At 29.1% G+C, this 21,833-nt stretch carries 18 protein-coding genes and 3 tRNA genes; 3 read left to right on the top strand and 18 right to left on the bottom strand.

What is annotated here, in order from left to right; translation table 11 throughout:
• Positions 1-34: 34 nt before the first annotated feature.
• Genes mnmC through CAMP18498_RS00470 form a run of 13 tightly spaced genes read right to left on the bottom strand, consistent with a single transcriptional unit; the run spans position 35 to position 15,249 of the window.
• Positions 35-1,873, bottom strand: coding sequence for a bifunctional tRNA (5-methylaminomethyl-2-thiouridine)(34)-methyltransferase MnmD/FAD-dependent 5-carboxymethylaminomethyl-2-thiouridine(34) oxidoreductase MnmC (gene mnmC / locus CAMP18498_RS00530; RefSeq protein WP_337196734.1), 1,839 nt, complete (start codon positions 1,871-1,873; stop codon positions 35-37).
• Entirely contained in the window at positions 1,870-3,789 is a 1,920-nt protein-coding gene (locus CAMP18498_RS00525; RefSeq protein WP_337196733.1) for an N-acetylmuramoyl-L-alanine amidase, read from the bottom strand. The genes mnmC and CAMP18498_RS00525 overlap by 4 nt, the downstream gene beginning before the upstream one ends.
• Positions 3,782-4,879 (bottom strand): nitronate monooxygenase family protein, encoded by a 1,098-nt coding sequence (locus CAMP18498_RS00520; RefSeq protein ID WP_337196731.1) that lies wholly within the window; start codon positions 4,877-4,879, stop codon positions 3,782-3,784. Before CAMP18498_RS00520 ends, CAMP18498_RS00525 begins: the two co-directional genes overlap by 8 nt.
• The gene (tyrS, locus tag CAMP18498_RS00515; RefSeq protein WP_337196729.1) at positions 4,879-6,081 is read right to left on the bottom strand and encodes a tyrosine--tRNA ligase; all 1,203 of its coding nucleotides are present in this window, start codon (positions 6,079-6,081) and stop codon (positions 4,879-4,881) included. The genes CAMP18498_RS00520 and tyrS overlap by 1 nt, the downstream gene beginning before the upstream one ends.
• 12 nt (positions 6,082-6,093) lie before the next feature.
• Positions 6,094-8,283 carry a RelA/SpoT family protein gene (locus CAMP18498_RS00510; protein WP_337196728.1) on the bottom strand — a complete coding sequence of 730 codons (2,190 nt, stop codon included), beginning with the start codon at positions 8,281-8,283 and terminating at the stop codon, positions 6,094-6,096.
• Positions 8,267-8,485, bottom strand: a complete 219-nt coding sequence (locus CAMP18498_RS00505) for a DNA-directed RNA polymerase subunit omega (RefSeq protein WP_337196727.1) — start codon at positions 8,483-8,485, stop codon at positions 8,267-8,269. The genes CAMP18498_RS00510 and CAMP18498_RS00505 overlap by 17 nt, the downstream gene beginning before the upstream one ends.
• An 8-nt stretch (positions 8,486-8,493) precedes the next feature.
• Complete coding sequence (gene pyrH / locus CAMP18498_RS00500; RefSeq protein WP_214100059.1) at positions 8,494-9,219, bottom strand: UMP kinase; 726 nt, start codon at positions 9,217-9,219, stop codon at positions 8,494-8,496.
• A gap of 55 nt (positions 9,220-9,274) precedes the next feature.
• On the bottom strand, positions 9,275-10,450 hold the full coding sequence (locus CAMP18498_RS00495) for a murein hydrolase activator EnvC family protein (protein WP_337196724.1): 1,176 nt from the start codon (positions 10,448-10,450) through the stop codon (positions 9,275-9,277).
• Complete coding sequence (locus tag CAMP18498_RS00490; RefSeq protein ID WP_337196722.1) at positions 10,447-11,253, bottom strand: ABC transporter permease; 807 nt, start codon at positions 11,251-11,253, stop codon at positions 10,447-10,449. Before CAMP18498_RS00490 ends, CAMP18498_RS00495 begins: the two co-directional genes overlap by 4 nt.
• Complete coding sequence (locus tag CAMP18498_RS00485; protein WP_039642523.1) at positions 11,240-11,896, bottom strand: cell division ATP-binding protein FtsE; 657 nt, start codon at positions 11,894-11,896, stop codon at positions 11,240-11,242. Before CAMP18498_RS00485 ends, CAMP18498_RS00490 begins: the two co-directional genes overlap by 14 nt.
• A gap of 32 nt (positions 11,897-11,928) precedes the next feature.
• A complete protein-coding gene (trmB, locus tag CAMP18498_RS00480; RefSeq protein ID WP_337196720.1) occupies positions 11,929-13,119 on the bottom strand; it encodes a tRNA (guanosine(46)-N7)-methyltransferase TrmB in 1,191 nt (396 codons plus the stop codon).
• Positions 13,119-14,333 (bottom strand): fibronectin type III domain-containing protein, encoded by a 1,215-nt coding sequence (locus CAMP18498_RS00475; protein ID WP_214099478.1) that lies wholly within the window; start codon positions 14,331-14,333, stop codon positions 13,119-13,121. The genes trmB and CAMP18498_RS00475 overlap by 1 nt, the downstream gene beginning before the upstream one ends.
• Positions 14,287-15,249: an RluA family pseudouridine synthase gene (locus CAMP18498_RS00470; protein WP_337196718.1), complete on the bottom strand. Its 963-nt coding sequence runs from the start codon at positions 15,247-15,249 to the stop codon at positions 14,287-14,289. The genes CAMP18498_RS00475 and CAMP18498_RS00470 overlap by 47 nt, the downstream gene beginning before the upstream one ends.
• Before the next feature lie 72 nt (positions 15,250-15,321).
• On the opposite strand from CAMP18498_RS00470, the gene CAMP18498_RS00465 reads away from it, so the two are divergent.
• Together CAMP18498_RS00465 and CAMP18498_RS00460 are read left to right on the top strand one after the other, a co-directional pair.
• Positions 15,322-16,431 (top strand): FtsW/RodA/SpoVE family cell cycle protein, encoded by a 1,110-nt coding sequence (locus tag CAMP18498_RS00465; RefSeq protein ID WP_337196716.1) that lies wholly within the window; start codon positions 15,322-15,324, stop codon positions 16,429-16,431.
• 52 nt (positions 16,432-16,483) lie between these two features.
• Positions 16,484-16,560, top strand: a tRNA-Ile gene (locus CAMP18498_RS00460).
• 233 nt (positions 16,561-16,793) lie between these two features.
• On the opposite strand, the gene CAMP18498_RS00455 is transcribed toward CAMP18498_RS00460, so the two are convergent.
• Both CAMP18498_RS00455 and CAMP18498_RS00450 read right to left on the bottom strand, forming a co-directional pair.
• Positions 16,794-16,869: transfer RNA gene (locus CAMP18498_RS00455), tRNA-Met, on the bottom strand.
• A gap of 13 nt (positions 16,870-16,882) precedes the next feature.
• A tRNA-Gln gene (locus tag CAMP18498_RS00450) sits at positions 16,883-16,957 on the bottom strand.
• 108 nt (positions 16,958-17,065) lie between these two features.
• Between CAMP18498_RS00450 and CAMP18498_RS00445 the strand changes: the two genes are divergently transcribed.
• Complete coding sequence (locus CAMP18498_RS00445) at positions 17,066-18,088, top strand: bifunctional 3,4-dihydroxy-2-butanone 4-phosphate synthase/GTP cyclohydrolase II (RefSeq protein ID WP_337196714.1); 1,023 nt, start codon at positions 17,066-17,068, stop codon at positions 18,086-18,088.
• Here the strand turns inward: CAMP18498_RS00445 and CAMP18498_RS00440 are convergent.
• From CAMP18498_RS00440 to glyS, 3 genes are read right to left on the bottom strand one after another with little or no spacing between them, the layout of a single operon-like run.
• Positions 18,078-19,028 carry an SAM-dependent methyltransferase gene (locus tag CAMP18498_RS00440; RefSeq protein ID WP_337196815.1) on the bottom strand — a complete coding sequence of 317 codons (951 nt, stop codon included), beginning with the start codon at positions 19,026-19,028 and terminating at the stop codon, positions 18,078-18,080. The two genes, CAMP18498_RS00445 and CAMP18498_RS00440, sit on opposite strands and share 11 nt — an antisense overlap.
• Before the next feature lie 2 nt (positions 19,029-19,030).
• Positions 19,031-19,837, bottom strand: a complete 807-nt coding sequence (locus CAMP18498_RS00435) for a M23 family metallopeptidase (protein WP_337196712.1) — start codon at positions 19,835-19,837, stop codon at positions 19,031-19,033.
• Positions 19,834-21,828: a glycine--tRNA ligase subunit beta gene (glyS, locus tag CAMP18498_RS00430; protein WP_337196710.1), complete on the bottom strand. Its 1,995-nt coding sequence runs from the start codon at positions 21,826-21,828 to the stop codon at positions 19,834-19,836. The genes CAMP18498_RS00435 and glyS overlap by 4 nt, the downstream gene beginning before the upstream one ends.
• Positions 21,829-21,833 lie beyond the last annotated feature (5 nt).

Here is a 21,833-nt window from a genome sequence, read left to right as displayed (position 1 = left end):
TAGCTAATAGTATTTCAAACAAAAAAACTACTTATTATAAAATTTTTCCCTTTTTTAACATTCTGATTAAAAATCTTGCAGGATGAGTAGCATGTAAAAAATCTTTTTCTATTTTTGGCTCATCAAAGATTAACGCACTAAGTATTCTAGCTCCAATAATAGCACTAGCAAAAGCCCTAGATCCATGAGCAATAGAAAAATATAAAGGAATAAAATCATTTGGCACTACTTGACTTTTATTTTTACGCCATAAAAGTGCCTTATAATTTTGCATATAAAAATTTTCATCATAGGCTTGACCTATTATAGCAAATCTATCACTAGAATATGATCTAAATCCTACTTTTCCACCCATAATTTCTAAATTTTCACCTTGCAAAAATTCTTTTATATTTTCAATATTTTGCAAATCATCATTTTTTAAAAGCGTTGTATCTTGATTAAGCCTATCATAGCTTGCACCAATAAGTTGCAAATTTAATTCTTCGTTGATAGGACAAATATAGCCTTTTGAAGATAAAGCATGAGAATTTTTTAAAAATGGTTTCAAATGAGTACATTGACCTCTAACACTACTTAATTTCATATATTTATACTCTAAAAAGTTCTTAATATCAGCACCTTGAGCATAAATTAACACATCATAATCTTTTAATGTTTTTTGATTATTAAATTGCAAAGAAAACTTTTCATTTTTATAAGAATAATCTTTAAATTCATACTCAAAAAATACCCTAGCCTTACTTTTTTGCAAAAGCATTTTAACAAGCTCTTTGGGCTTTATACATGCTCCATCTTTTAAAAAAGCTTGATTGTTAATCATTTCAAATAAAACATTATCTTTTTGACTATCAAAACGCTCTTGCATAAGTTCATTATGAGCAAATTCATAAACCCCTTGAGGAATTAAATCTAAAATTTGTCTATAAAATCTACTAGCCTCTAAAAAAGCATATTGTGAAAACTCACCCAATAAAACATCAGGTTTTAAAATCAAAGAGCTTAAAATTCCATTGATATTTCCAGAAGCACCTTTTCCTAGTGAATTTTCTTTTTCAAAAACATCTACTTGAACATTTCTCAAAGAAAACTCATAAGCTATACTAGCTCCGGCTATGCCTACTCCGATGATGGCTATTTTTTGTATATCTTTTTTTAAACTTGGAGTGTTAAAATAAGCAAACTTATCTTCAAACTCAAGGCCATTAAAAATAGCTTGTATCATTTCCCTTTTTCTAAAACCTTTAATTTTTTGTACTTGAAAATTATTATTAATCAAAGCTTTTTTTAAAATGCTTGCAGAGGAAAAGGTTAAAACCTTGGCATTTATTTTTGATTTTTTAGCAACTTTATTTATAATATCCTCATCAAACATCTCTTGATTTTTAGCAGGAGCAAAACCATCTAAATACCAAACATCAGCTTTAAAATCTAAATTTTGCAACTTTTCTTTAGCATTGCCAAATACCAAATCTAAAAAACAATCTTGAAAATAAAATCTATAAACTCCATCTTTACATGGAGGATAAAATTTTAAAAACTGTTCTAAAAGCTCTTTAAATTCCTCATAAAAACCAAGATTTTTATAAATTTCTCTTAATGTTTCTTTTTCTATATAAAAATTTTCAAAACTAAGATAAAATAGTCTTTGATTTTCTTTTTTTTCTTTTATAAAACGCTTTAAAGTAAGGAAAAAATTTAAACCTATACCAAAACCAAGCTCTGCAATGATAGTTTGTTTTGTTTGAAATTCAAAAGCATTAGTATAAATAAATTCACTCTCGCTTAAACCATCACTAGAATTAAAATAATAATCATCAAAATCTAAAGAAAAAGGTGCATTGTTTTTAATGATAATATTTGCTTTTTTCATTGATTTTTATAAAAATAACTCTCTATGCCATTAGCAATACCAATAGCTAATAATTCTTGGAAATTTTTATTTGTTAATCTATTTCTTTCACTAGGATGACTAATATAACCTGTCTCAATCAATATAGCAGGCATTTGTGCACCCACTAAAACCCAAAATGGAGCTTCTCTAACTCCACCATCCACAACTTTATATTTTTTTCTTACATTGCTTAAAATCTTCTTTTGAACATCAATGGCTAATTTATTTGAAGCAACGATTTTTTCACGGTTTAAAAAATTTAAAAAGGTTTGCTTGGAAAAGAAATTCATCTCTTCAAAATCGGATTGATTTTCCAACTCAGCAGCTTTTTTACTTCTTTCGCTTCTTGCAGGCGATAAGAAGAAAGTTTCAATACCTTGTAAAGTTTTAGCTCTTTGTTTATTCGGAGCTGCATTTGCATGGATAGAAATAAATAAATCCGCCATTTTTTCATTAGCCATAGAGGTTCTATCTCTTAAGTTTATAAATTTATCCGTACTTCTAGTATAATAAATTTTATATCCACGTTTTTTAAGCTCATTACCAAGTTTTAAAGCAACGCTTAAAACTACATCTTTTTCTCTAACACCCTTATCACCCAAAGTACCTGGATCTTTACCTCCATGACCTGGGTCAATTACTATGATTTTACCTGATTTTTTAATGGTAGTTTTTGCCATTTTTGAAGTAGTTTTTATCGGTGTTTTCTTGACCTTTTTTTCAAAGCCTATAAATAATTCCTCATCGTCTAAATTAAGATTAGTTTTAAAATCACTAGTAGAATTTAAAACAACTCTTACTGTAGTTTTATTAAACTGCACTATTGTGATGGATTGATTTTTATTGATATCGATTTTTTTTCTATCACCTTCTAAAATAGCTTCAAAGCTTACAATAGAACGATATGTTTTACCATCTTTAAAAGAATTGATTTTAATATCTTCAATATCAATATCATTATTTAATTTTAAATTAACACCATTTTTATCTTTACTTGATTTTAAAATATATAAAGGATCATTTTTAACAACTTCTTTTTTTACTTCTGTTTTTTTAACTTCATTTTGTTTTTTAACTATAGGTTTGGGTTCCTCTTTTTTTTCTACTTTTTCAAGCCCCATAAAAAGACTTTGATCTTTAAGCTCTATTTTGATCTTTAATTCTTTTTTTGAACTTAAGACCAAACGCATACTTGTTGGGTTAAATTGCGATACGATAATATCAAAATCTTTAAATTCAAAAGTTCTCTTAGGTCCTTTTAAAATCCCATCAAAATCTGCAACATAACGAAAATTCTTATCGCCTTTGAGAGTAAAGTTTTTAATATCTTTTTGGCTGATTTTTTCACTTAAATTAAGTAAGATGCCATTATCTAATTTTTTAACATCAAGCACAAAAAGTTCTTTTTGCACTGGAGCTTTTTTATCTTCTTTTTTATCTTCTTTTTTATCTTCTTTTTTATCTTCTTTTTTATCTTCTTTTTTATCTTCTTTTTTATCTTCTTTTTTATCTTCTTTTTTATTGATAGGTGATGTGACATTAGTTTCAATTTTTGGTTGTTCTTTTTTTATTTTTTGATCTTGTATAACTTTTAAAGCATTTTTTAAACGTGAAATTTCTTCTTCGCTTACTCCGCTTTCTTTAAGCTCTTGCACATAAGCTTTATCATCAAAACCTAAAGAATTTGAACTTATGATTAATCTTTTTAAAATCTCATTTTTTTCTTCATTATTATCATTAATCACACTTTGTATATACAAAGATTTTAATTGCTGGTGCAATTGTAGTTTTTCTTCTGAATTAGAAGTTAAAAAATTTTGATCAAATTTCTTAACTTCTGCATTAGCAAAAACACTAAAACAAAATAATAAAAAAATAAAAAATATTCTAAGCATCTTCGCCATTAACTAATTTTTTCATTAGCTCTTCTACACTAATAAGTTTATCTAGTCTATATCCATTAGCCCCTGTAAAAAATAAGCCTGTTTCTTTTTTACCACTCCAAGCATCATATAATCTATCCGCTATACAATAACCCACCTTAGCAGCTTCCTTACCTCTACCACATGGTGCAACACAATTACTCACACAAGAAATTTTTGGCCCCATTCTTTTATCTACTAAATTTAAAAGATTAGTTCTTACCCCTCTTGCAGGATAGCCAACTGGAGATTTTAAAAGCTCAATATCTTCTTTTTTACAATCAAGCAATACTTGTTTAAAATCATCACTCGCATCGCATTCAAAAGTTCCTATAAATCGAGTTCCCATTTGAACGCCACTTGCTCCTAAAGACATCATTTTTTCTATATCTTGCTTATCCCAAATTCCACCAGCAGCGATTAATGGCATATCTCCCCAGTTTTTAATTTCTTGCGCAACTTGTGGTACTACATTTTCTAACTGATATTCATCCATTAAACATTGCTCATAAGTAAAACCTTGATGTCCACCACTTTTTGGCCCTTCAACTATAACTGCATCAGGCAAGCGATTGTATCTGCTTTGCCATCTTTTGCAGATAATTTTTAAAGCCTTAGCCGATGATACAATAGGTACCAAAGCAACATCAGGATAATCTTGTGTAAATTCAGGCAAATTTGTAGGAAGCCCTGCTCCTGAAACTATCACATTAAAACCAACCTCACAAGCATTACGAGCAATTTGCGCATAATTATTACTTGCATATAAAATATTACAGCCTAAAGGTGCGTCTTTACAAACCTTTCTAGCATTATCTATCAAAGCTTTTAAGCCTGCTTTTGAGTAAAAATTATCACTACCATAAGGCTTTGCGTTGAACTCTTTATCTATATGTGTTCTATTTTCATAATATCCAGTTCCTACTGAAGAAATAATCCCTAATCCACCATTTAAAGAAACTGCAGAAGCAAGTTTGTCCCAACTTATACCAAGTCCCATGCCACCTTGAAAAATAGGATATTTTATCTCATGCTTTCCAATTTTTAAAGCTTTAAAACTCATCATATTACCTTTAATTTTGCAAATTTTCTTTTTCCAACTTGTAAAATATATTCACCGCTTTCTAGTTGGAATTGTTCATCTTGAACTTTTTCTCCATTAACACTTACTGCATTTGAATTAATCAATCTTCTAGCAGCTGAAGTAGAACTTTCCATTTTACACTCTACTATAGCTTTTGCAAGCCAAATACTGCCTTCTAAAGTAAAACTTGGCATATCACTAGGAAGTTCTTTTGCGCTATGGACTTTGTCAAATTCTTCCTTAGCTTTTAGTGCACACTCACTTGAGTGAAAACGCGCAGTAATTTCTAAAGCTAAATTTTCTTTAGCTTTTTTAGGATGCAATGAGCCATTTTTAATATCATCTTTTATTTGTGAAATTTCATTTAAGCTTTTTTCACTTAAAAGTTCATAATATCTGAACATCAACTCATCACTTATACTTAATACCTTAGCATACATATCTTTAGCATCTTCTGTTACGCCGATATAATTTCCCAAGCTTTTACTCATTTTATTTACACCATCAAGGCCTTCAAGCAATGGCATCATCATTACCGCTTGTTCTTTTTGACAATTATATACTCTTTGAAGCTGTCTACCCATTAAAAGATTAAATTTTTGATCCGTTCCACCCATTTCTATATCACTTTTTAATGCAACACTATCATAACCTTGTAAAAGTGGATATAAAAACTCACAAATTGATATAGGGCTTTGCTCTTTAAAACGCTTAGTAAAATCATCTCTTTCAAGCATTCTAGCAACACTAAAAGTCGAAGTAAGCTCTACTATACCAGCAGCACCAAGCTCATTTAACCATTTAGAATTAAAATGAATTTGAGTTTTACTTGGATCTAAAATCTTAAAAACTTGCTCTTCATAGGTTTTGGCATTTTTAAGCACTTCTTCTTTGTCAAGTTTTTTTCTTGTAACACTTTTTCCTGTTGGATCTCCAATTTGAGCAGTAAAATCACCTATTAAAAACTGCACTATAGCTCCATGTTTTTGAAGCAAAGCCATTTTACTCAAAACCACAGTATGACCCAAATGCAAATCAGCAGCCGTAGGATCAAAACCAGCCTTTACAAAAAAATTTTCACATTTTTCATAGTAATTTTTTATTAAAGAAACTAATCTTTCTTCATCAATAATTTCTGCTATTCCTCGTTTAATTTCTTTAATAATTTCATTAATATCCATAAAAAACCTTTTTTAATGATTATTATATGCATCATTTAAAGATGTAAAATCTAAAATTTTATATCTTGATTTTAATCTTTCTTTTGCATTCTCAAGATCTATATTATTAGGTAACTCAACTTGTACTTCAAAATAATTTGCAACGACTGGCTCTGAATCAGCTGAGTTAATACTTAAAACATTAATCTGCATTTTAGCTAAAGTAGTTAGAAAATCTGCTAAAGAACCTTTTTTATTTTCTATAGAAACAATGATTTTGTAACTTTTTATCGAACTATCATTCCAAAAAACAAAAACCATTTCTTTGTTATCTTCTATCATTTTCATTGCTTGTTCACAAAGCTTATGGTGTATTGTTGCTCCAGTTGAATGTCTAAAAGCAATGATTTCATCTCCTCTTTTAGGCCTACAACAATAATCAAAATTAATCGTGGTTATTTTATAATTAGAACCAATCACTATGCTTTCAAATTTTTGCTCATTTTGTTCAAATTTAGCTGCTTGATTTTGTCCCATATATTTTCTTAGAGCAATAATTACATCTTTAAAATAATTAAAATCCAAAGCAATTTGTCTTAGCTTTTTATTAAAATTTTCTTTTTCAAGCCATTCTTCTATAAGTTTAGAATCTTTATTAAAAACAGTAGATAAAAGATTAACAGCAATTTTGTTATTTAATTCTTTTTTCTTTTGCTTGCAAAAATCTCTTATACTAGCTCTAGCCTTTCCTGTTTTAACGCTATCTATCCATGAACATCTAAAAAATTCTTCTTCGGAAGTTTCAATGCTAACTATATCTCCATTTTTAAGCACGGTTAAAAGTGGTACTCTCATGCGGTTAACAAACGCAGTTTTTGCATGAAGTCCTACTTTGGTGTGAACTTCATAAGCAAAGTCCAAAGCCGTAGCCCCGCGCGGCAAAGTAAAAATTTCACCTTTTGGAGAATATACTGCTATATCTTCTATATATAAACTATCTTTTGCATATTCATAAAGTTCGATAGCATCACAATCTTGCACAGCATTGCCATCTTCTTTACCATGCATAGAAATATCCGCAAGCCAATCTAAATTTGGTGTTGTTATATTTCCTTCTTTATATTTCCAATGCGCTGCCACGCCAAATTCAGCAGTCTTATGCATATCAAAGGTACGAATTTGAGCTTCTATGATATTTTTTGCATCAAAAAGTGTTGTATGTAAGGTTTGGTAACCATTTTGTTTTGGCAAAGCTATATAATCTTTAAATCTTGAAATTAAAGGATTAAAATGTGTATGTAAAATTCCTAAAGCCAAATAACAATCATAAACTTTTTCTACCAAAATTCTTACACCCAAAAGGTCCAAAACTTCATCAAGCCCCACACCTTTTCTTTGCATTTTTAAATAAATAGAATAATTATGTTTGATTCTTTTGTGTATAACAAAACTACCTTGTCTAAACCCATTTTCCAAAAATAACATTTCTATTTTTGAGATAAATTCATTAAATCCAAGTTGAATTTGTTGATCTTTTGCATTTATATAATTATCAATTTGTGTATATTCATCAGGCAATAAAAACTTAAAACTTAAATCCTCAAGCAAATTTTTTATACTTGAAATTCCAAGTCTATGAGCTATAGGCGCATATACCACCAAGGTTTCTTCGCTGATTCTTTTTTGTTTATCTTCTCTTAAAAAATTTAAAGTAAGCATATTGTGCAATCTATCACAAAGCTTTATTACAAGCACGCTCACATCTTCAACACCAGCTAAAAGCATATTTCTAAAAGTCAAAGCAGATTTTGCAAGTTTTTCATTAGAATTAGAGCGTGTAAGATGATCTTCTCTAATACTGACTATTTTGGTTAAGCCTTGAACCAATTTGGTGACTTCTTCACCAAAATTTGAACTCAATTCTTCTTCATTGCAATTTGTATCTTCTAACACATCATGCAATAATGCAGCGATAATCATAGACTGTACAGGGCTTAAAAATGCCACAAAAGAAGCCACTAATATAGGGTGAACCGCATATGGTTCTCCGCTTTTTCTAAATTGTCCTTCGTGTTTTTGAATACAAAAATCTACCGCTTTTTCTAAAACAGCAGATTGTGGAAAGACCATAAAAAGGATTTCTTTTGCTCTTTGTAAATCTTTACAATTTTTAACATCATCAACAAGTTTATCTAACAATAACTCATCATTTACTAGCTTCAATAAATCCCTCTAAAACGATTTTATCTTCTGCTATTTCATGTAAAGCAATGTCGGTATATTTGTATTTATTTTTATCTAAATTTACTAAAGATTCTGCACCATTTGCAAGCTCTTCAGCTCTTTTAGCTACTACAAGAGCTAGTTTATATCTATCATCTTTTAGTTTTTTTAATGCTTTTGCAGCTATTTGTTCTACTCTCATTTTTATCCTTAATCTTGATTTTTAACAATAGAGCATAAACTCATATCGCCTTGGATGATTTTTAATAAATTTCCTTCTTTAAACATATTACATACCACAATAGGTAAAGCATTATCTTTAGCTAAGGCTATTGCAGTATCATCCATAACTTTAATATTATCATGCAAAGCTCTTTCATAGCTTAACTCATTAAGCATAATTGCATCATCATATTTTTTAGGATCTTTATCATAAATTCCATCTACTTTAGTCGCTTTAATGATCATATCTGCTTGAATTTCCACTGCTCTTAAAGTCGCAGCAGTATCTGTAGTAAAATAAGGATTACCCGTACCACAAGCAAAAATAACTATACGTCCTTTTTCTAAGTGTCTATGTGCTCTTCTCATGATATAAGTTTCACAGAATGCTTCCATTTGAATAGCGCTTTGAACCCTTACATCAAGCCCAGCACTTTCTAATGCTTCTTGCATAGCTATAGAATTAATCACAGTAGCAAGCATACCCATATGATCACCACTTGTTCTTTTTATAAGTCCATCTCTTGCAGCAGATACCCCTCTAATGATATTTCCACCGCCTATTACTATACCTACTTCAACATTTTCACTAATCAAGCTTTTTATTTCAGAAGCTATGTATTTTAAAATAGAATTTTCTATACCAAATCCATTTTCTCCAGCCAAAGCTTCTCCAGAAAATTTAACCAATACTCTTTTTCTTTTATTGTTCATTAAATTTCTCCTTTGATTTGAAACTATATCAAAATTCGCATTAAAAAAAACTAATTTATTTAATCATCTCTAAAGGATTGATATGAAAATTCTTTTGTGTTACTTCAAAAGTTAAATCACTTTCAACCCTACCTATAATATAACCTTTTTTGATATTTCTACCCACTTTAACCCCAGGTGCAATTTTATCTAAATGCGCATAAATAGTATGTATACCATCTTTATTTTCAACAATCACAACTTGTTTTAAAGTTGGAGTTGCTTTTGCAAAAACCACTTTACCATCTAAAACATTTCTTACCGCAGCATTAGCACTATCACTTTTTAAAACTACATTTTCGTTATAAATTTTAATATTATAAATAGGATCTATGTAATTTCCAAATTTTTGTTTTACTGTGTAAGATTCTAAAGGGGCGATTGTCTTAGGGCCACTATAGCGCTTGACACTGCTTGTTTGATAGCTTGAACCCACTTGTTTTATGTTTGAATTTGGCTTTTTATCTTCTTTTTTTTGTGCTAATTTTTCTTCTTCTTTTTCTTTGATAATTTTTAATTTATTAAGTGTTTTCCTTAATTCTTGTTGTTGGGCTTGTAAATTAGAAAGTTTTCTAGTATAAATTTCCTTATCAATTTTTTGTTTAGCTATTTCTTGCTCTTGTTTTTTTCTAAGATTTTTAAGCTCATCAATTTGATCTTTATAAACTTTTAAATTGCTATTAATTGTAGTGATTTGTGTTTGTTTTTCTTCTATTTTTTTGCTTACATCTTCATAATCTTTTGAAATTTGGTAAAATTCTTCCTTGAAAATTTTATCCAAAACCCCAACTAATTCTAAAGCTATGATACTATCTTCGCTTTCAATATAATTTTTAGGAATTGCCAAATCATAAGCAAAATCTTTAGCAATTAAATCAATTATCTTTCCTTCGATTTTATTTTTATTTTGCAAAAGATCTTTATTTTGCGCATTAAGTTGTTCTAGCGCTTTTATTTGAGTTTTTACTGAACTTTCAAGTTTAGAAGTTTTTGAAGTTAAAGTGCTAATTTCTGAAGCGATTTTTTTTAAATTTTTCTCATTATCTAAAATTTCACTTGCTAAATCCTCTAACTTTTTAGATAACTGCTTTACTATACGTTCATTTTCTTTAATATCTTTTTGCTTTTGTGCAATTTCATTTGCAAATAAAACAGAAAAAGAAAACAAAAAAAGCAAAAAACATTTTTTCATTTTCTAACCTTAAACATTACAAAATTCACACAAGCAAAACAAACACAAAGCATTGCTAAAAAAATCAAAAACAAATGCATGAAAATACTTATTTTAGGTAAGCTAATGTCTACACTTTGTAAAGCTAGTTTAATAGATTCAAGATCATAAACTTGGGTAAAAAATAATACAAGCAACAAAAATGCTATAAAACAATCAATAAAAACTATCTTATAAAGCATAAAAGATCTAAACCAAAACGGTGCCCCAAGTAAGCACATGATTTCCACTCTTTGAGTATGCTCAAAAAGCCAAATTTTCATTTGCTTAAGCAATAATACAAAACTAAGTAATATTATAATAAACAAGAAAAACCATAATAAAAATTTCACTAAAACCAAAAGTTTATAAATTTTTGTATGTGTTTTCGCAAAAGTTTCTACTTTAGTAATATTAGGATTTTTTAAAAGCTTATCTTTTAAAGCATTTAGTTCATCTTCTGACAAAAGCTTATTAAGCTTTAAAGTATAAAATTTTGGCAATGTAGCCTTTAAAACCTCTATGTTTTTAGCCGATATATCATTCTTGAGTCTATCTATCATTTCATTTGGATTTAAAATTTCTAAAGATTGAAAATGACTTACTTGATCTTCTATACTTTTTTTATCTAAATGAGTTTTTCCTACTAAAATGATATTATAATCTTTATTTAAAAGTTTTTCATAATGCTCTATAGTTTTGTTTGTAATGATTAAAAACTCAAAAGCAAACATCATTACCATTAAAGCAAATATTAAAGAAAGATGATTTTTAAAAGATTTCATTCATTCTCCCATTTTCTATATTAAAACGACGATAATCAAGTCTTAAATTAGTAGGAATTCTATGCGTAACAACAACTACGCAAGTTCCAAGTATTTCTCTAGCTGATTTTAATAAAGTCCATATAATATCTGAAGAATACTCATCCAAATTTCCTGTTGGTTCATCACATAAGAGTAATTTTGGATTATGCGCCAAAGCTCTTGCCATAGCCACGCGTTGTTGCTCTCCACCTGAAAGCTGAGCTGGCTTTTTATCAGCTTTGAAAGTTAAATTTACATGTTTTAAAAGCTTTGCAGCTTGTTCTTTACATACATTCTTGCTATAACCTTTAATCATCAAAGGTAGCATTACATTTTTTTCTACGCTAAATTCTTGCACTAAACGATAATCTTGAAAAATAATTCCTATTTTTTGCCTAAGCTGCAAAAGCTCAGCATTAGAAATATCTACTAAATCATTATTGCAAACCTTTAAGCTTCCACTTATTGGCTCCAAATCTCCATAGAAAGATTTTAACAAAGTTGATTTTCCACTACCACTTTTTCCTGTAATAAAAACAAAATCATTATCTTTTAGTGAAAAACTAGCATTTTCTATAACAAGTTCATCATAACCAAGACAAAGCTTTTTAGCTTCTATCATCACTGCTTTTTCCTTATTTATTTTATAAATTATTATTTGATATAAGAATACAATATTTCTCTTAATTTTTCTATAGCTTTTAAATTTTCTTTAGTTTTAAAGGGTTGCTCAAAGATAAATTCTATTTTTTGTGTGTTTAAAGCTATATAAACATGTTCAGGCTTGTAAAAAGCGCCAAAAGCTATTTTGATGATAAGCTCATCATCTTTAATGTATATTTTTTCAAAATGTAAGAAAAAATCTTCACCTTTAAAAACTTCATTTTTAAAATTCTTTTTTATACAAACTAATTCTTCTGTGCTTAATCTTAAATCTTCAATAGCAAATTTTTGATCCTTACTTAAACTTTCACTCTTACTAAAACCACTGATGATTAAATCATATATATCTTTATTTTGCCTTTTCCATCGATCTTCATATTTGCTTGAAATTTCTAAATTTTCATTTTTTTTGATTAAAGCTTTTAAATGTGAAAAAGTTAAAAAAGTTTCTAAGGTAAAATCAAAATACAAAAAGCTATCTGTTCTTAGTTCAAATTGTCCATTTTCTTTTAAAACTCTAGCGCATTCATTTGCAAAATTTAACCCCACTACCCTACGATGAGGCTTTTTATCCCAAGGGACAGGAAAATGCAAAAAGATTTTATCTACTAGATTAGATTCAAGTACGCTTAATAATAATCTTGCATCAGTTTCTATTAATAAAACATTATTTAAGTTTTCACTTAAGGCAAGTTTAGCTACTTGCTCTAACGCAGGGGTGTAAATTTCTATACCAATTATCAAAACATCAGGATTTGATCTTGCTTGATAAAGTAAATGCCTACCACTTCCAAAGCCTATTTCAATATAAATTTGCTTTTTGTTTTTTATTTGCTCTAGTAATTCTTTTAAATCATTAGCAATTAAAGGTGTTTTTTGGATTAACCTTGTATGTTTTAATGCCACAGCTTCACAAACTACATCTTGAGTGAAATTTTCTTTAAACACAAGTAAGGCTTTTTGCAAATATCCAATTTGCGAAGGCTTAGTATGTTTTTCACCTTTAATAAGCCATTCTTGTTTTTTTTCATCTTTTTTAATTTGCAAAAAAAAGTTTTCTTGTTTTATGCGCGTAAAAAGCAAATCTACATTTTCACCTTTAGCAAGCCATAAAAATTCAACCCCATCTTTTTCAAAAGGAAGTTGAATTTCATTTAAAATTTTACACTTAAAATTTGGCATTATTTCACCGCTGTAAATTTATCAGAAGCTTTTGATTCTATACCATTTGCATCAATAGCTATAACTTCATAACTATACACTTTTCCAGGAACTGCTGTGATGTCTTTTAATTGTTTAGATTTAATCTCTTTAAACACAGCATTACTTCCGCCACCACTTCGTTTAACTATGTATTCTTTAGCTCTATCATCATTATCAACCCATTCAACTCTAATGCCATCATCTTCAACAGCACACAAAACAATACTTGGTGCTAATGGTGCCCCTAAGGTAATACCTTCTACAGGCTCACTTGCTATAGGACTTTCCAAGCCATCTTTATCCACCATACTAACTTTATAATATCTTTTTTCAGCCACACCTTTAACTACATCTTCATAGGTATTTTCAGAAGTTTTAGCTACCACACTAAAAGGTAAAAAGGTAGTTGAACTTGAATAAATTTTATAATAAGCAAAATCAGCATAATCAATTTTATCCCAAGTTAGAATGATTTTTCTTGGCGCGTCTTTACTTGCTTGTAAATTACTTACCATAGGAGGAAGCGCTTTGGTGGTTGATTCAACTATCTTACTTGGGGTGCTTTTAATACCATCATAAGTTAAAGCTATGATTCTATATTGAAAACTCTCATCAGGTTTTAATGAATCATCTATATATTCAGCACTTAAGCGATTTTTAACCCTAGTTAATTCTTTAAATTTCATATCTTTCATATTTGCACGCTCAATGATGTATGAGTTTACTCTTACATCAGGGTGTGGTCTCCAAACTATTTTTACACGATTTGGCAAACCAACAATAGCTTGCACAAAAGGCACTGGATCAATCACTCTATTTGTAAAAGCTTCTATACTCACACCATCTTGAGAAACTTGTCCAAGCTCGTTAAAGGTTTTCATAGAATAATAATACCTTGTATTTGGCTCTAAATTTGTATCAGTATAATGAGTTTGAAATTTATTTTTGATTTTTGCTATAAGCTCCATAGGTGCACCAGCTGCATTTGCTCTATAAATATAATATCCTGCTATATTTTGATCATACAAAGGTTCCCATTCAAAAGCTATGCTTGTAATATCACTTATACTTTTAATATTTGAAATTTTTGGTAAAGTATCATTTACTTGAGCAATTTGAGGCGAACTCATAGTTGTACTACAAGCACTAAAAGCCAAAGCAGAACTTAAGATAATCCAGTGAAGTTTTTTCATCTATCTCTCCTTGTGTAAAATTTTCTTTTAAAATTTGATAAAAATCATCAAACATAGGAGCTTTTATAAACATTAACTCTTTAGTCCTAGGATGAATAAAATAAATCAAATACGCATGAAGCATTACTCTATTATACTTTATTTTTCCTTTATATCCGTATAATTCATCTCCTAAAATATAGCGATTAAAATCTGCCAAATGCACCCTGATTTGATGGGTTCTTCCTGTGTATAACTTAGCAGCTATTAAAGAGCATTTTTTAGCACTTAATAAATTTATAAAATCTGTTTTTGCATTTTTTGCTAAAGGATTTTTAGCATTTGTAGTAATTTTTTTAAGCCTATTATTGGGACAACGCATAATAGCTTTTTCATTACTCATTTTATCATTTTTCAAAGGCAATTCACTCAAAGCAAGGTAAAATCTACCCATGCTTTTATCTAAAAGTTGATTTGCTAAAAATTGATGTGCTTGATTGTTTTTAGCTATGATGATAGCTCCGCTTGTGCCTTTATCAAGTCTATGTACAAGTCCTGCTCTATGCTCTCCGTTTAAATTTGATAAAGCATAGCCCTTATGCAAAAGCCAATCCACTAAAGTCGCTTCTTTAACACTACTTGCACCATGCACGACAACATTAGGAGCTTTATTTAAAACTAAAACATCATCATCTTCATATAAAATTTCTATATCAAACTCAGGAGTATAACTTTCCTTGGCTTCTTTTATTAAAGGTAAAAAAATACTTATTTCATCTTTTTGTTTTATTTTTTTAGAACTTTTATTTTCTATTTTTTCATTAATATATACGCAATTTTCTTTGATTAGTTTAGCAACTTGCGAACGACTTTGTTTAAGTATATCTGATAAAAAAATATCCAATCTTTCTTCACAAAGTGATGAAATTTTTAGCATATTATATTTCCTTGTGATAAAATTTGCAATTTTAGCATATAATTACACAATATTTTGTAAAAAAGGGTAGCTTTGATAAAACTTGATAGAAGAATTCTAACGCATTTTGATTTTGTTCAACCTCTTTTAGTATTACCTATCATAACTATATCTTTTCTTTTAATTTATGAAGCAAATACACGCTTAGCTGAAAAACAATTTATCTATACTTTAGTGGGTTTTGCAGGATTTGCATTTTTCTTCTTTATACCTTTAAGAAGATTAATGTGGCTTATACCTGTGTTATATTGGATCAATATAGCTTTGCTTTTGAGCGTGGATATTTTTGGTGTTGAAAAACTTGGAGCTAGAAGATGGCTTGAAATACCTTTTACACATTTTACCATACAGCCTTCTGAAATTTTTAAGCCTTCTTTTATCTTAATGCTAGCTTATTTGATTTATCAAAATCCACCACCTCATAATGGCTATGGTTTAAAACAATTTTTAAAGCTAAGTTTTTATATTTTACTCCCATTTTTACTTATAGCAGGAGAACCTGATTTAGGAACAGCTTTAGTACTTTTAATAGTAGGCTTTGGAACACTTTTCATCATCGGAGTAAATTATAAAATTTGGCTTAGTATTTTTTTAGCTATAGCTATAGCCTCACCTATTATTTATAGTGATTTCTTAAAGCCTTATCAAAAACAAAGAATTCATGATTTCTTAGCTGAAGAGCCGAGTTACCATGTAAAACAATCCATCATCGCTATAGGAAGCGGTGGTTTGAGTGGAAAAAAAGCCGATGAAGCCACACAAACACATTTTAAATTTTTACCTATTTCTACGAGTGATTTTATCTTTGCATATTTGTCTGAAAGATTTGGTTTTATTGGTGCAGTTATAATTATACTACTTTATACCTTACTCATTTTTCATTTATTGAGTTTAAATTATAAGCTCAAAGATGATTATTTTACAAGAGTAGTAACAAATTGTATTGCTTTGTTTATTTTCATATATGTAGCAGTAAATATATCAATGACCATAGGTTTTGCCCCTGTTGTTGGTATACCTATGCCATTTTTTAGCCATGGGGGGAGTTCTTTTGCTACCTTTATGATTTTCTTTGGAATTTTACAAAATTTAATAACCTTTAGATATTTAGCAATAGAAAAAGCAGTAAAAATAAAATTCTAAATTTAAATTAAGGAAATAAAGATATAATAACATTTTTATTTTAACTTCTGGCGGATTTATAGCTCAGTTGGTTAGAGCAACCGGCTCATAACCGGTTGGTCGCAGGTTCGAGTCCTGCTAAATCCACCATTTTATTTTATCTCGTATTTTTATTCTAATTATAAAGAAATACCATTTTATTAAAACTTTTTAAATTGTATTCTTGTTTCGTGTATTTTGTATTAAAGTAATTTAAAATTTTTTAACATGTTTAATTAAATTATAAAAATATTCAAGAGACTAATGAAAATCATTAAAAGTAAGACTTATATGGACTTTTCTGTAACTAACTCAAATTATTTAAAAAACTATTTATAAAATATTGGTTGCGAAGGGGAGATTTGAACTCCCGACCTTCGGGTTATGAGCCCGACGAGCTAACCACTGCTCTACTTCGCGGCATCATATGAAGTGGATGGGGTAAAGGGATTCGAACCCCTGAATGACAGGACCAAAACCTGTTGCCTTACCGCTTGGCGATACCCCAATAAATGAAGTAATTTCCAAATTAGAAGTGGTATTATATATTATTTTTTACATAATGTCAAGAAAAATATTATATAATTTCTAAAAAATAGAAAAAAGGAGATTAATAGTGGGATATATTAGTGTAGAACAAGCTATAAAAGAACTTCAAGATGGCAAGATGTTGGTAATGGTGGATGCAGAAGATAGGGAAAATGAAGGAGATTTGATTTTCCCTGCACAATTTAGCTCACAAGAAAAAGTAAATTTTACCATTACTCATGCAAGAGGTGTGGTGTGTGTAGCATTGAGTGAGAACTTAGCTAAAAAATTTGAACTGCCTTTAATGGTACCTAAAAATACATCAAATCACGAAACAGCTTTTACCATCACTGTCGATGCAAAAAATGCAACAACAGGGGTAAGTGCTTATGAAAGAGATATGACGATTAAAATTTTTGCTGATGATAATGCAAAGGCAGGTGATTTTGTGCGCCCTGGTCATATTAATCCTTTGATAGCAAAAAAAGGTGGGGTTTTAGAAAGAACAGGTCACACAGAAGGCACGGTGGATTTATGTCGCTTGGCAGGATTAAAAGAAGCGTGCGTGATATGTGAGATTGTTAAAGATAATGGAGATATGGCTAGAAGAAGCGATTTGCTTGAGTTTTGCAAAAAACACATTATTAATATGATTACTATTTCAGATTTAATCAAGTATCGTTTAAAAAATGAAAGTTTGATTTCTTTAATTAAAGAAGAAGAAAGTATTTTAGCAGGTTTTAAAGCTAAAAAAATGACCTTTAAAGATCATAATGAAAATGAACACATAGCTTTTAGCTTTGGCACTTTGAAAGAATGTGAGAATGTTAAATTTTATCTTAGTGGAAGTGACTTTGAGCTTCTAACTTCTAATAAATTCAATGAATTATTAAAACAAATTGAGTTTTTAAACCAAAAAGGTGGTGTAATCATTTTCATGAAAAATGAAAAACAAGAAAACATACAATTTAAAAATTACGGCATAGGAGCGCAAATTTTAAGGTATTTAAAAATTTCAAAAATCAAACTTCTAAGTCAAAATACCGATAAAGAATTTATAGGCTTAAAAGGTTTTGGGCTTGATATTACAAGCAGTGATTTTAAATCTTAAATTCTAAAAACTTAAACTTATCGCCAAAGTTAAACATCAAATTTTTACTTTGGTTGATAAAGTTTTTATAAATTTGGAGGTTAGTATTTTTAGCTTGCTCAATAATTTCTTCCAAACCAAAGTCAATTAAGGCTTGATTTTGATTTTTATATTCTAACACTTCAAAGCCCTCTTCTTTTAAAACTTGTAAAAAATGATCAAAATTTACATTATATGTAATATCGCTTTTAGCAAAAAAATCTTTTAAATTCTCTTCAAAAAGATTATACACTTGATGATTTTTATATATTCTAATACTAATTTTTTCTTCTTTTTTTGCATAATCAAAACATGCAAAAGTTAGTTTTTCACAAGTTTGTTTTAGTTTGGATAAAAAAGGTTTATAAGAGATACAAAACTCACTATTAGTGATAGCATATTTTTCACATTCTTTTAAAAGATCTTCACTCATAGGCTTAAAAACAATGTTTAAATCATCACCAACATATGCCATTGTTTTATCATTTATAAGTTCACATGCAAAACAATCAAATAATTCATTAGCATAAAAAAAAGCATTTTTAAAATAACATTCTTCTAAAGAATTATAAATTTTTACATCCAAATCATACTCATCAAAAAGTTTTTTTTGAACACATCTTAACTTTTTATGCGGCTCTATAATAAAACACTCAATCTGCTCTAAAACATCAGCTCTAAGAGTGTATAAAGCTTGTATAAAATCAAGCATTAAATGCCCTTCATTTGCTCCTATTTCTACAACTTCAACCGGTAAAGTTAGCTTTTTATCATCTATAAGTTTTAAAAAATGATTAGCTAAGAGTACCCCAAAAAGATTTCCCACACTAACTGCAGTATAAAAATCTCCATTTTTGCCAACACTCACAGCTTGGGAATAATATTTATCAATCCAATTTTGAAAAAACTCACTAAAAGCTATCATTATAAAGCATTAAATTTAGCTATAAAATCAAGCGGATCAACTTGCACACCATTGACTAAAATTCCAAAATGCAAATGTGGTCCTGTAACCCTACCACTAGCTCCACTCAAACCTATAAGTTCACCTTTTTTTACCTTTAGTCCTACTTTTACATTAAGTTTTGATAGATGATAATACTGAGAATAAATCCCATATCCATGATCAATCACTACCGAATTTCCTGCATAGTAACGATTTGAAGCAATCCTTACAATACCATCATTGCTAGCATAAATTTTTGTTCCACTTGCTGCTCTAAAATCAGTTCCGCTATGATAACTTTTAAGAGTATCATTAAATAATCTTGCTTTTCCAAAAGCACTTGTAATTTTACTTTCTAAAGGATATGCAAAATTGCCTTCAAATAAAGCTGTATTAGTATAAGTATTATAAATCTTAATAGCTTCTTGATATTCTTTGCTAATGCGATCAAGTGTTTCTTTAGGTGGATTAACCTTAAAAGCACTAACTTTTAAAAATTCTTTTTTATAATTTCCTTCGCTAAATTTTATATTAATTTCCTCTTTGGAATTATCTTTAAATTCAGCTATTAATTTTCTATCTTTGGGGTTTTTATAAGGCATAGCTACACTAACAATAACTTTATTTTTATACTCAAAAAAAGGAAGTTTTTTAGAATTTGAACTAACTTGTAAAAAATTACTTTTATCAAATTCTAAAAAAACTACTTGCCCTTTTACAAGCTCAATCTCACTAGCTTCTAAAGTAAAAATCAAAAAACATAGAAAAAAAAGAATTCTTCTCATACACTAAGCTCTTTAATATCAGCTATTTTTAAAAACTCACGATAGATTGCACACACCAAAGCTTGACGATTGTTTTTAATATTTTCATCTTTATCATTAATCATTACTTTATCAAAAAAAGCATCAATTTGTGGTTTGAGCGCAAAAAGGCTCTCTAAAAGCTCTTGGGTATTATTTTCTTTTGTTTTACACTGCATAAAAGCTTGATATAAATCTTTTTCCTCTTGAGTGTTAAACAAATTTTCATTAACTTGAGCTTCACTCGATACTGCAATATTTGCTAAGCGCTTAAAAGTAGCAAAATTTTGACTAAAATCTGCCCTATTTGCGCTTTGAATCAAAGCTTTAATACAAGAATTAATATAAATAATATCATAAGTTTTAGAGCTAAGCACAGCTTTAACAAAAGAAACATTTACTTCATAAAAAGTATATAAACGCTCTAAGATAAAATCTAATAAAATTTTCAAATCAAAGCTTTTATATTCGCTAGCTATTGCTTCTAAAAATATCTTAAGATCAAAATTTTTATTTAAAGCTAGGATAATTTTTAAAACACCATTTGCTGCTCTTCTTAAGGCATAAGGATCTTTTGTACCACTTGGGATTTTCCCCATTGAAAAAAGCCCCATAAGTGTATCAAATTTATAAGCTAAAGCTACAATAGAGCTAAATTCATTACTTGGCATAGCTGAATTATCGCCATTTGGAAGGTATTGTTCTTTAATAGCCAAAGCAAGCTCATCGCTCATACCCATAGCCTTAGCATAATAAGATCCCATAATGCCTTGAAGATCAGTAAATTCATACACCATTTGAGTACTTAGATCAGCTTTTGAGTATTCTATGGCTTTTAAGATTTCATTTTTTTGGGTATTAGCAAAAACCTCACAAAGCTTAGTAGCGATTTTTTGCTCTCTAATGATTTTATCTTTTAAGGTTCCAAGTCCTTCAAGATAGACCATTTGGCTTATTTTATCATTATTTAAGCCTTGCGCTAAGTCATTTTTCCAAAAAAACATCGCATCACTTAATCTTGCTCTTAAAACCCTTTCATTTCCATTAATGATTTTAGAATAATCCTCACAAACCGCATTAGAAACTACGATAAAATGATTGCTTAAGGTATTGTTTTTAAATACTGCAAAATAGCGTTGGTTTTCTCTCATGGAAGTGATGATTACTTCACTTGGGATTTCTAAATACTCTTTTTCAAAATGCCCTAATAATGCCTTTGGATACTCTGTGATAGCTACAACTTCGGCTAAAAGCTCATCATCTTCTGCAATAGTAATATCATTTTCTTTTTCAAGTGTCTTTAACTGTTCAATGATAAGCTTTTTTCTTTGTTCTTGATCTAAAATAATATAATTTTGCTCTAAAGTTTTAAAATACTCATCAATATTCGCAAAAGCTATCAAATCATAACTAGCACTTCTATGCACAAAAGTACTTTTTGCGCTTTTAACGCCATAGCTTTCAAATTCAATCAATTCATCATTTAAAATACAACAAAGCGAGCGAATAGCTCTAATAAATTCAAATCTACCATCACCCCATCTCATAGTTTTACCAAAGCTCAAGCTTTTTAAGAAAGCTTCGATCATTTGAGCTAAAACTGCTTTGCTTTGTAAGCCTTGCACTTGTTTTTGACAATACAAGACTTCTTTACCTTTAATTTCTTTAAATTCAAGCTCTTCTTCTTTTAAACCACTTTTTTCTAAAAAGCTAATTCCTGCTTGAGCAAGCTTTCCATCTTTATAAGCTATCGCCCTAGGTGCGCCTATAAATTCCACAAAAGAATCATCTTGTTTTTCTTTAAAATTTTCATGGATAAAAACCAATCTTCTAGGAGTATAGAAAAATTTAAATTCAGATTCTAAATGATACTCTTGTAAAATCTTTTCCCATTTTTTAGTAATATTTGGAAGTTCTTTTAATAAAGGAATAGCAGGAAGTTCTTCTGTGCCTATTTCTATTAACAATTTCATTTTAC

This window comes from Campylobacter sp. W0066.2 (assembly GCF_024723515.1).
GTDB lineage: Bacteria > Campylobacterota > Campylobacteria > Campylobacterales > Campylobacteraceae > Campylobacter_D.
This window is presented reverse-complemented; position numbering and strand designations above follow the sequence as displayed.

Excerpts from the sequence above, each read along its gene's own strand:
- CAMP18498_RS00435 (WP_337196712.1), bottom strand. The coding sequence starts at position 19,837 with ATGAGAAGAATTCTTTTTTTTCTATGTTTTTTGATTTTTACTTTAGAA.
- CAMP18498_RS00525 (WP_337196733.1), bottom strand. The coding sequence starts at position 3,789 with ATGCTTAGAATATTTTTTATTTTTTTATTATTTTGTTTTAGTGTTTTT.
- CAMP18498_RS00495 (WP_337196724.1), bottom strand. The coding sequence starts at position 10,450 with ATGAAAAAATGTTTTTTGCTTTTTTTGTTTTCTTTTTCTGTTTTATTT.
- trmB (WP_337196720.1), bottom strand. The coding sequence starts at position 13,119 with ATGCCAAATTTTAAGTGTAAAATTTTAAATGAAATTCAACTTCCTTTT.
- CAMP18498_RS00505 (WP_337196727.1), bottom strand. The coding sequence starts at position 8,485 with ATGAGAGTAGAACAAATAGCTGCAAAAGCATTAAAAAAACTAAAAGAT.
- mnmC (WP_337196734.1), bottom strand. The coding sequence starts at position 1,873 with ATGAAAAAAGCAAATATTATCATTAAAAACAATGCACCTTTTTCTTTA.
- pyrH (WP_214100059.1), bottom strand. The coding sequence starts at position 9,219 with ATGAACAATAAAAGAAAAAGAGTATTGGTTAAATTTTCTGGAGAAGCT.
- tyrS (WP_337196729.1), bottom strand. The coding sequence starts at position 6,081 with ATGGATATTAATGAAATTATTAAAGAAATTAAACGAGGAATAGCAGAA.
- CAMP18498_RS00470 (WP_337196718.1), bottom strand. The coding sequence starts at position 15,249 with ATGCTAAAAATTTCATCACTTTGTGAAGAAAGATTGGATATTTTTTTA.
- CAMP18498_RS00520 (WP_337196731.1), bottom strand. The coding sequence starts at position 4,879 with ATGAGTTTTAAAGCTTTAAAAATTGGAAAGCATGAGATAAAATATCCT.
- glyS (WP_337196710.1), bottom strand. The coding sequence starts at position 21,828 with ATGAAATTGTTAATAGAAATAGGCACAGAAGAACTTCCTGCTATTCCT.
- CAMP18498_RS00485 (WP_039642523.1), bottom strand. The coding sequence starts at position 11,896 with ATGATAGAAGCTAAAAAGCTTTGTCTTGGTTATGATGAACTTGTTATA.
- CAMP18498_RS00490 (WP_337196722.1), bottom strand. The coding sequence starts at position 11,253 with ATGAAATCTTTTAAAAATCATCTTTCTTTAATATTTGCTTTAATGGTA.
- CAMP18498_RS00475 (WP_214099478.1), bottom strand. The coding sequence starts at position 14,333 with ATGAAAAAACTTCACTGGATTATCTTAAGTTCTGCTTTGGCTTTTAGT.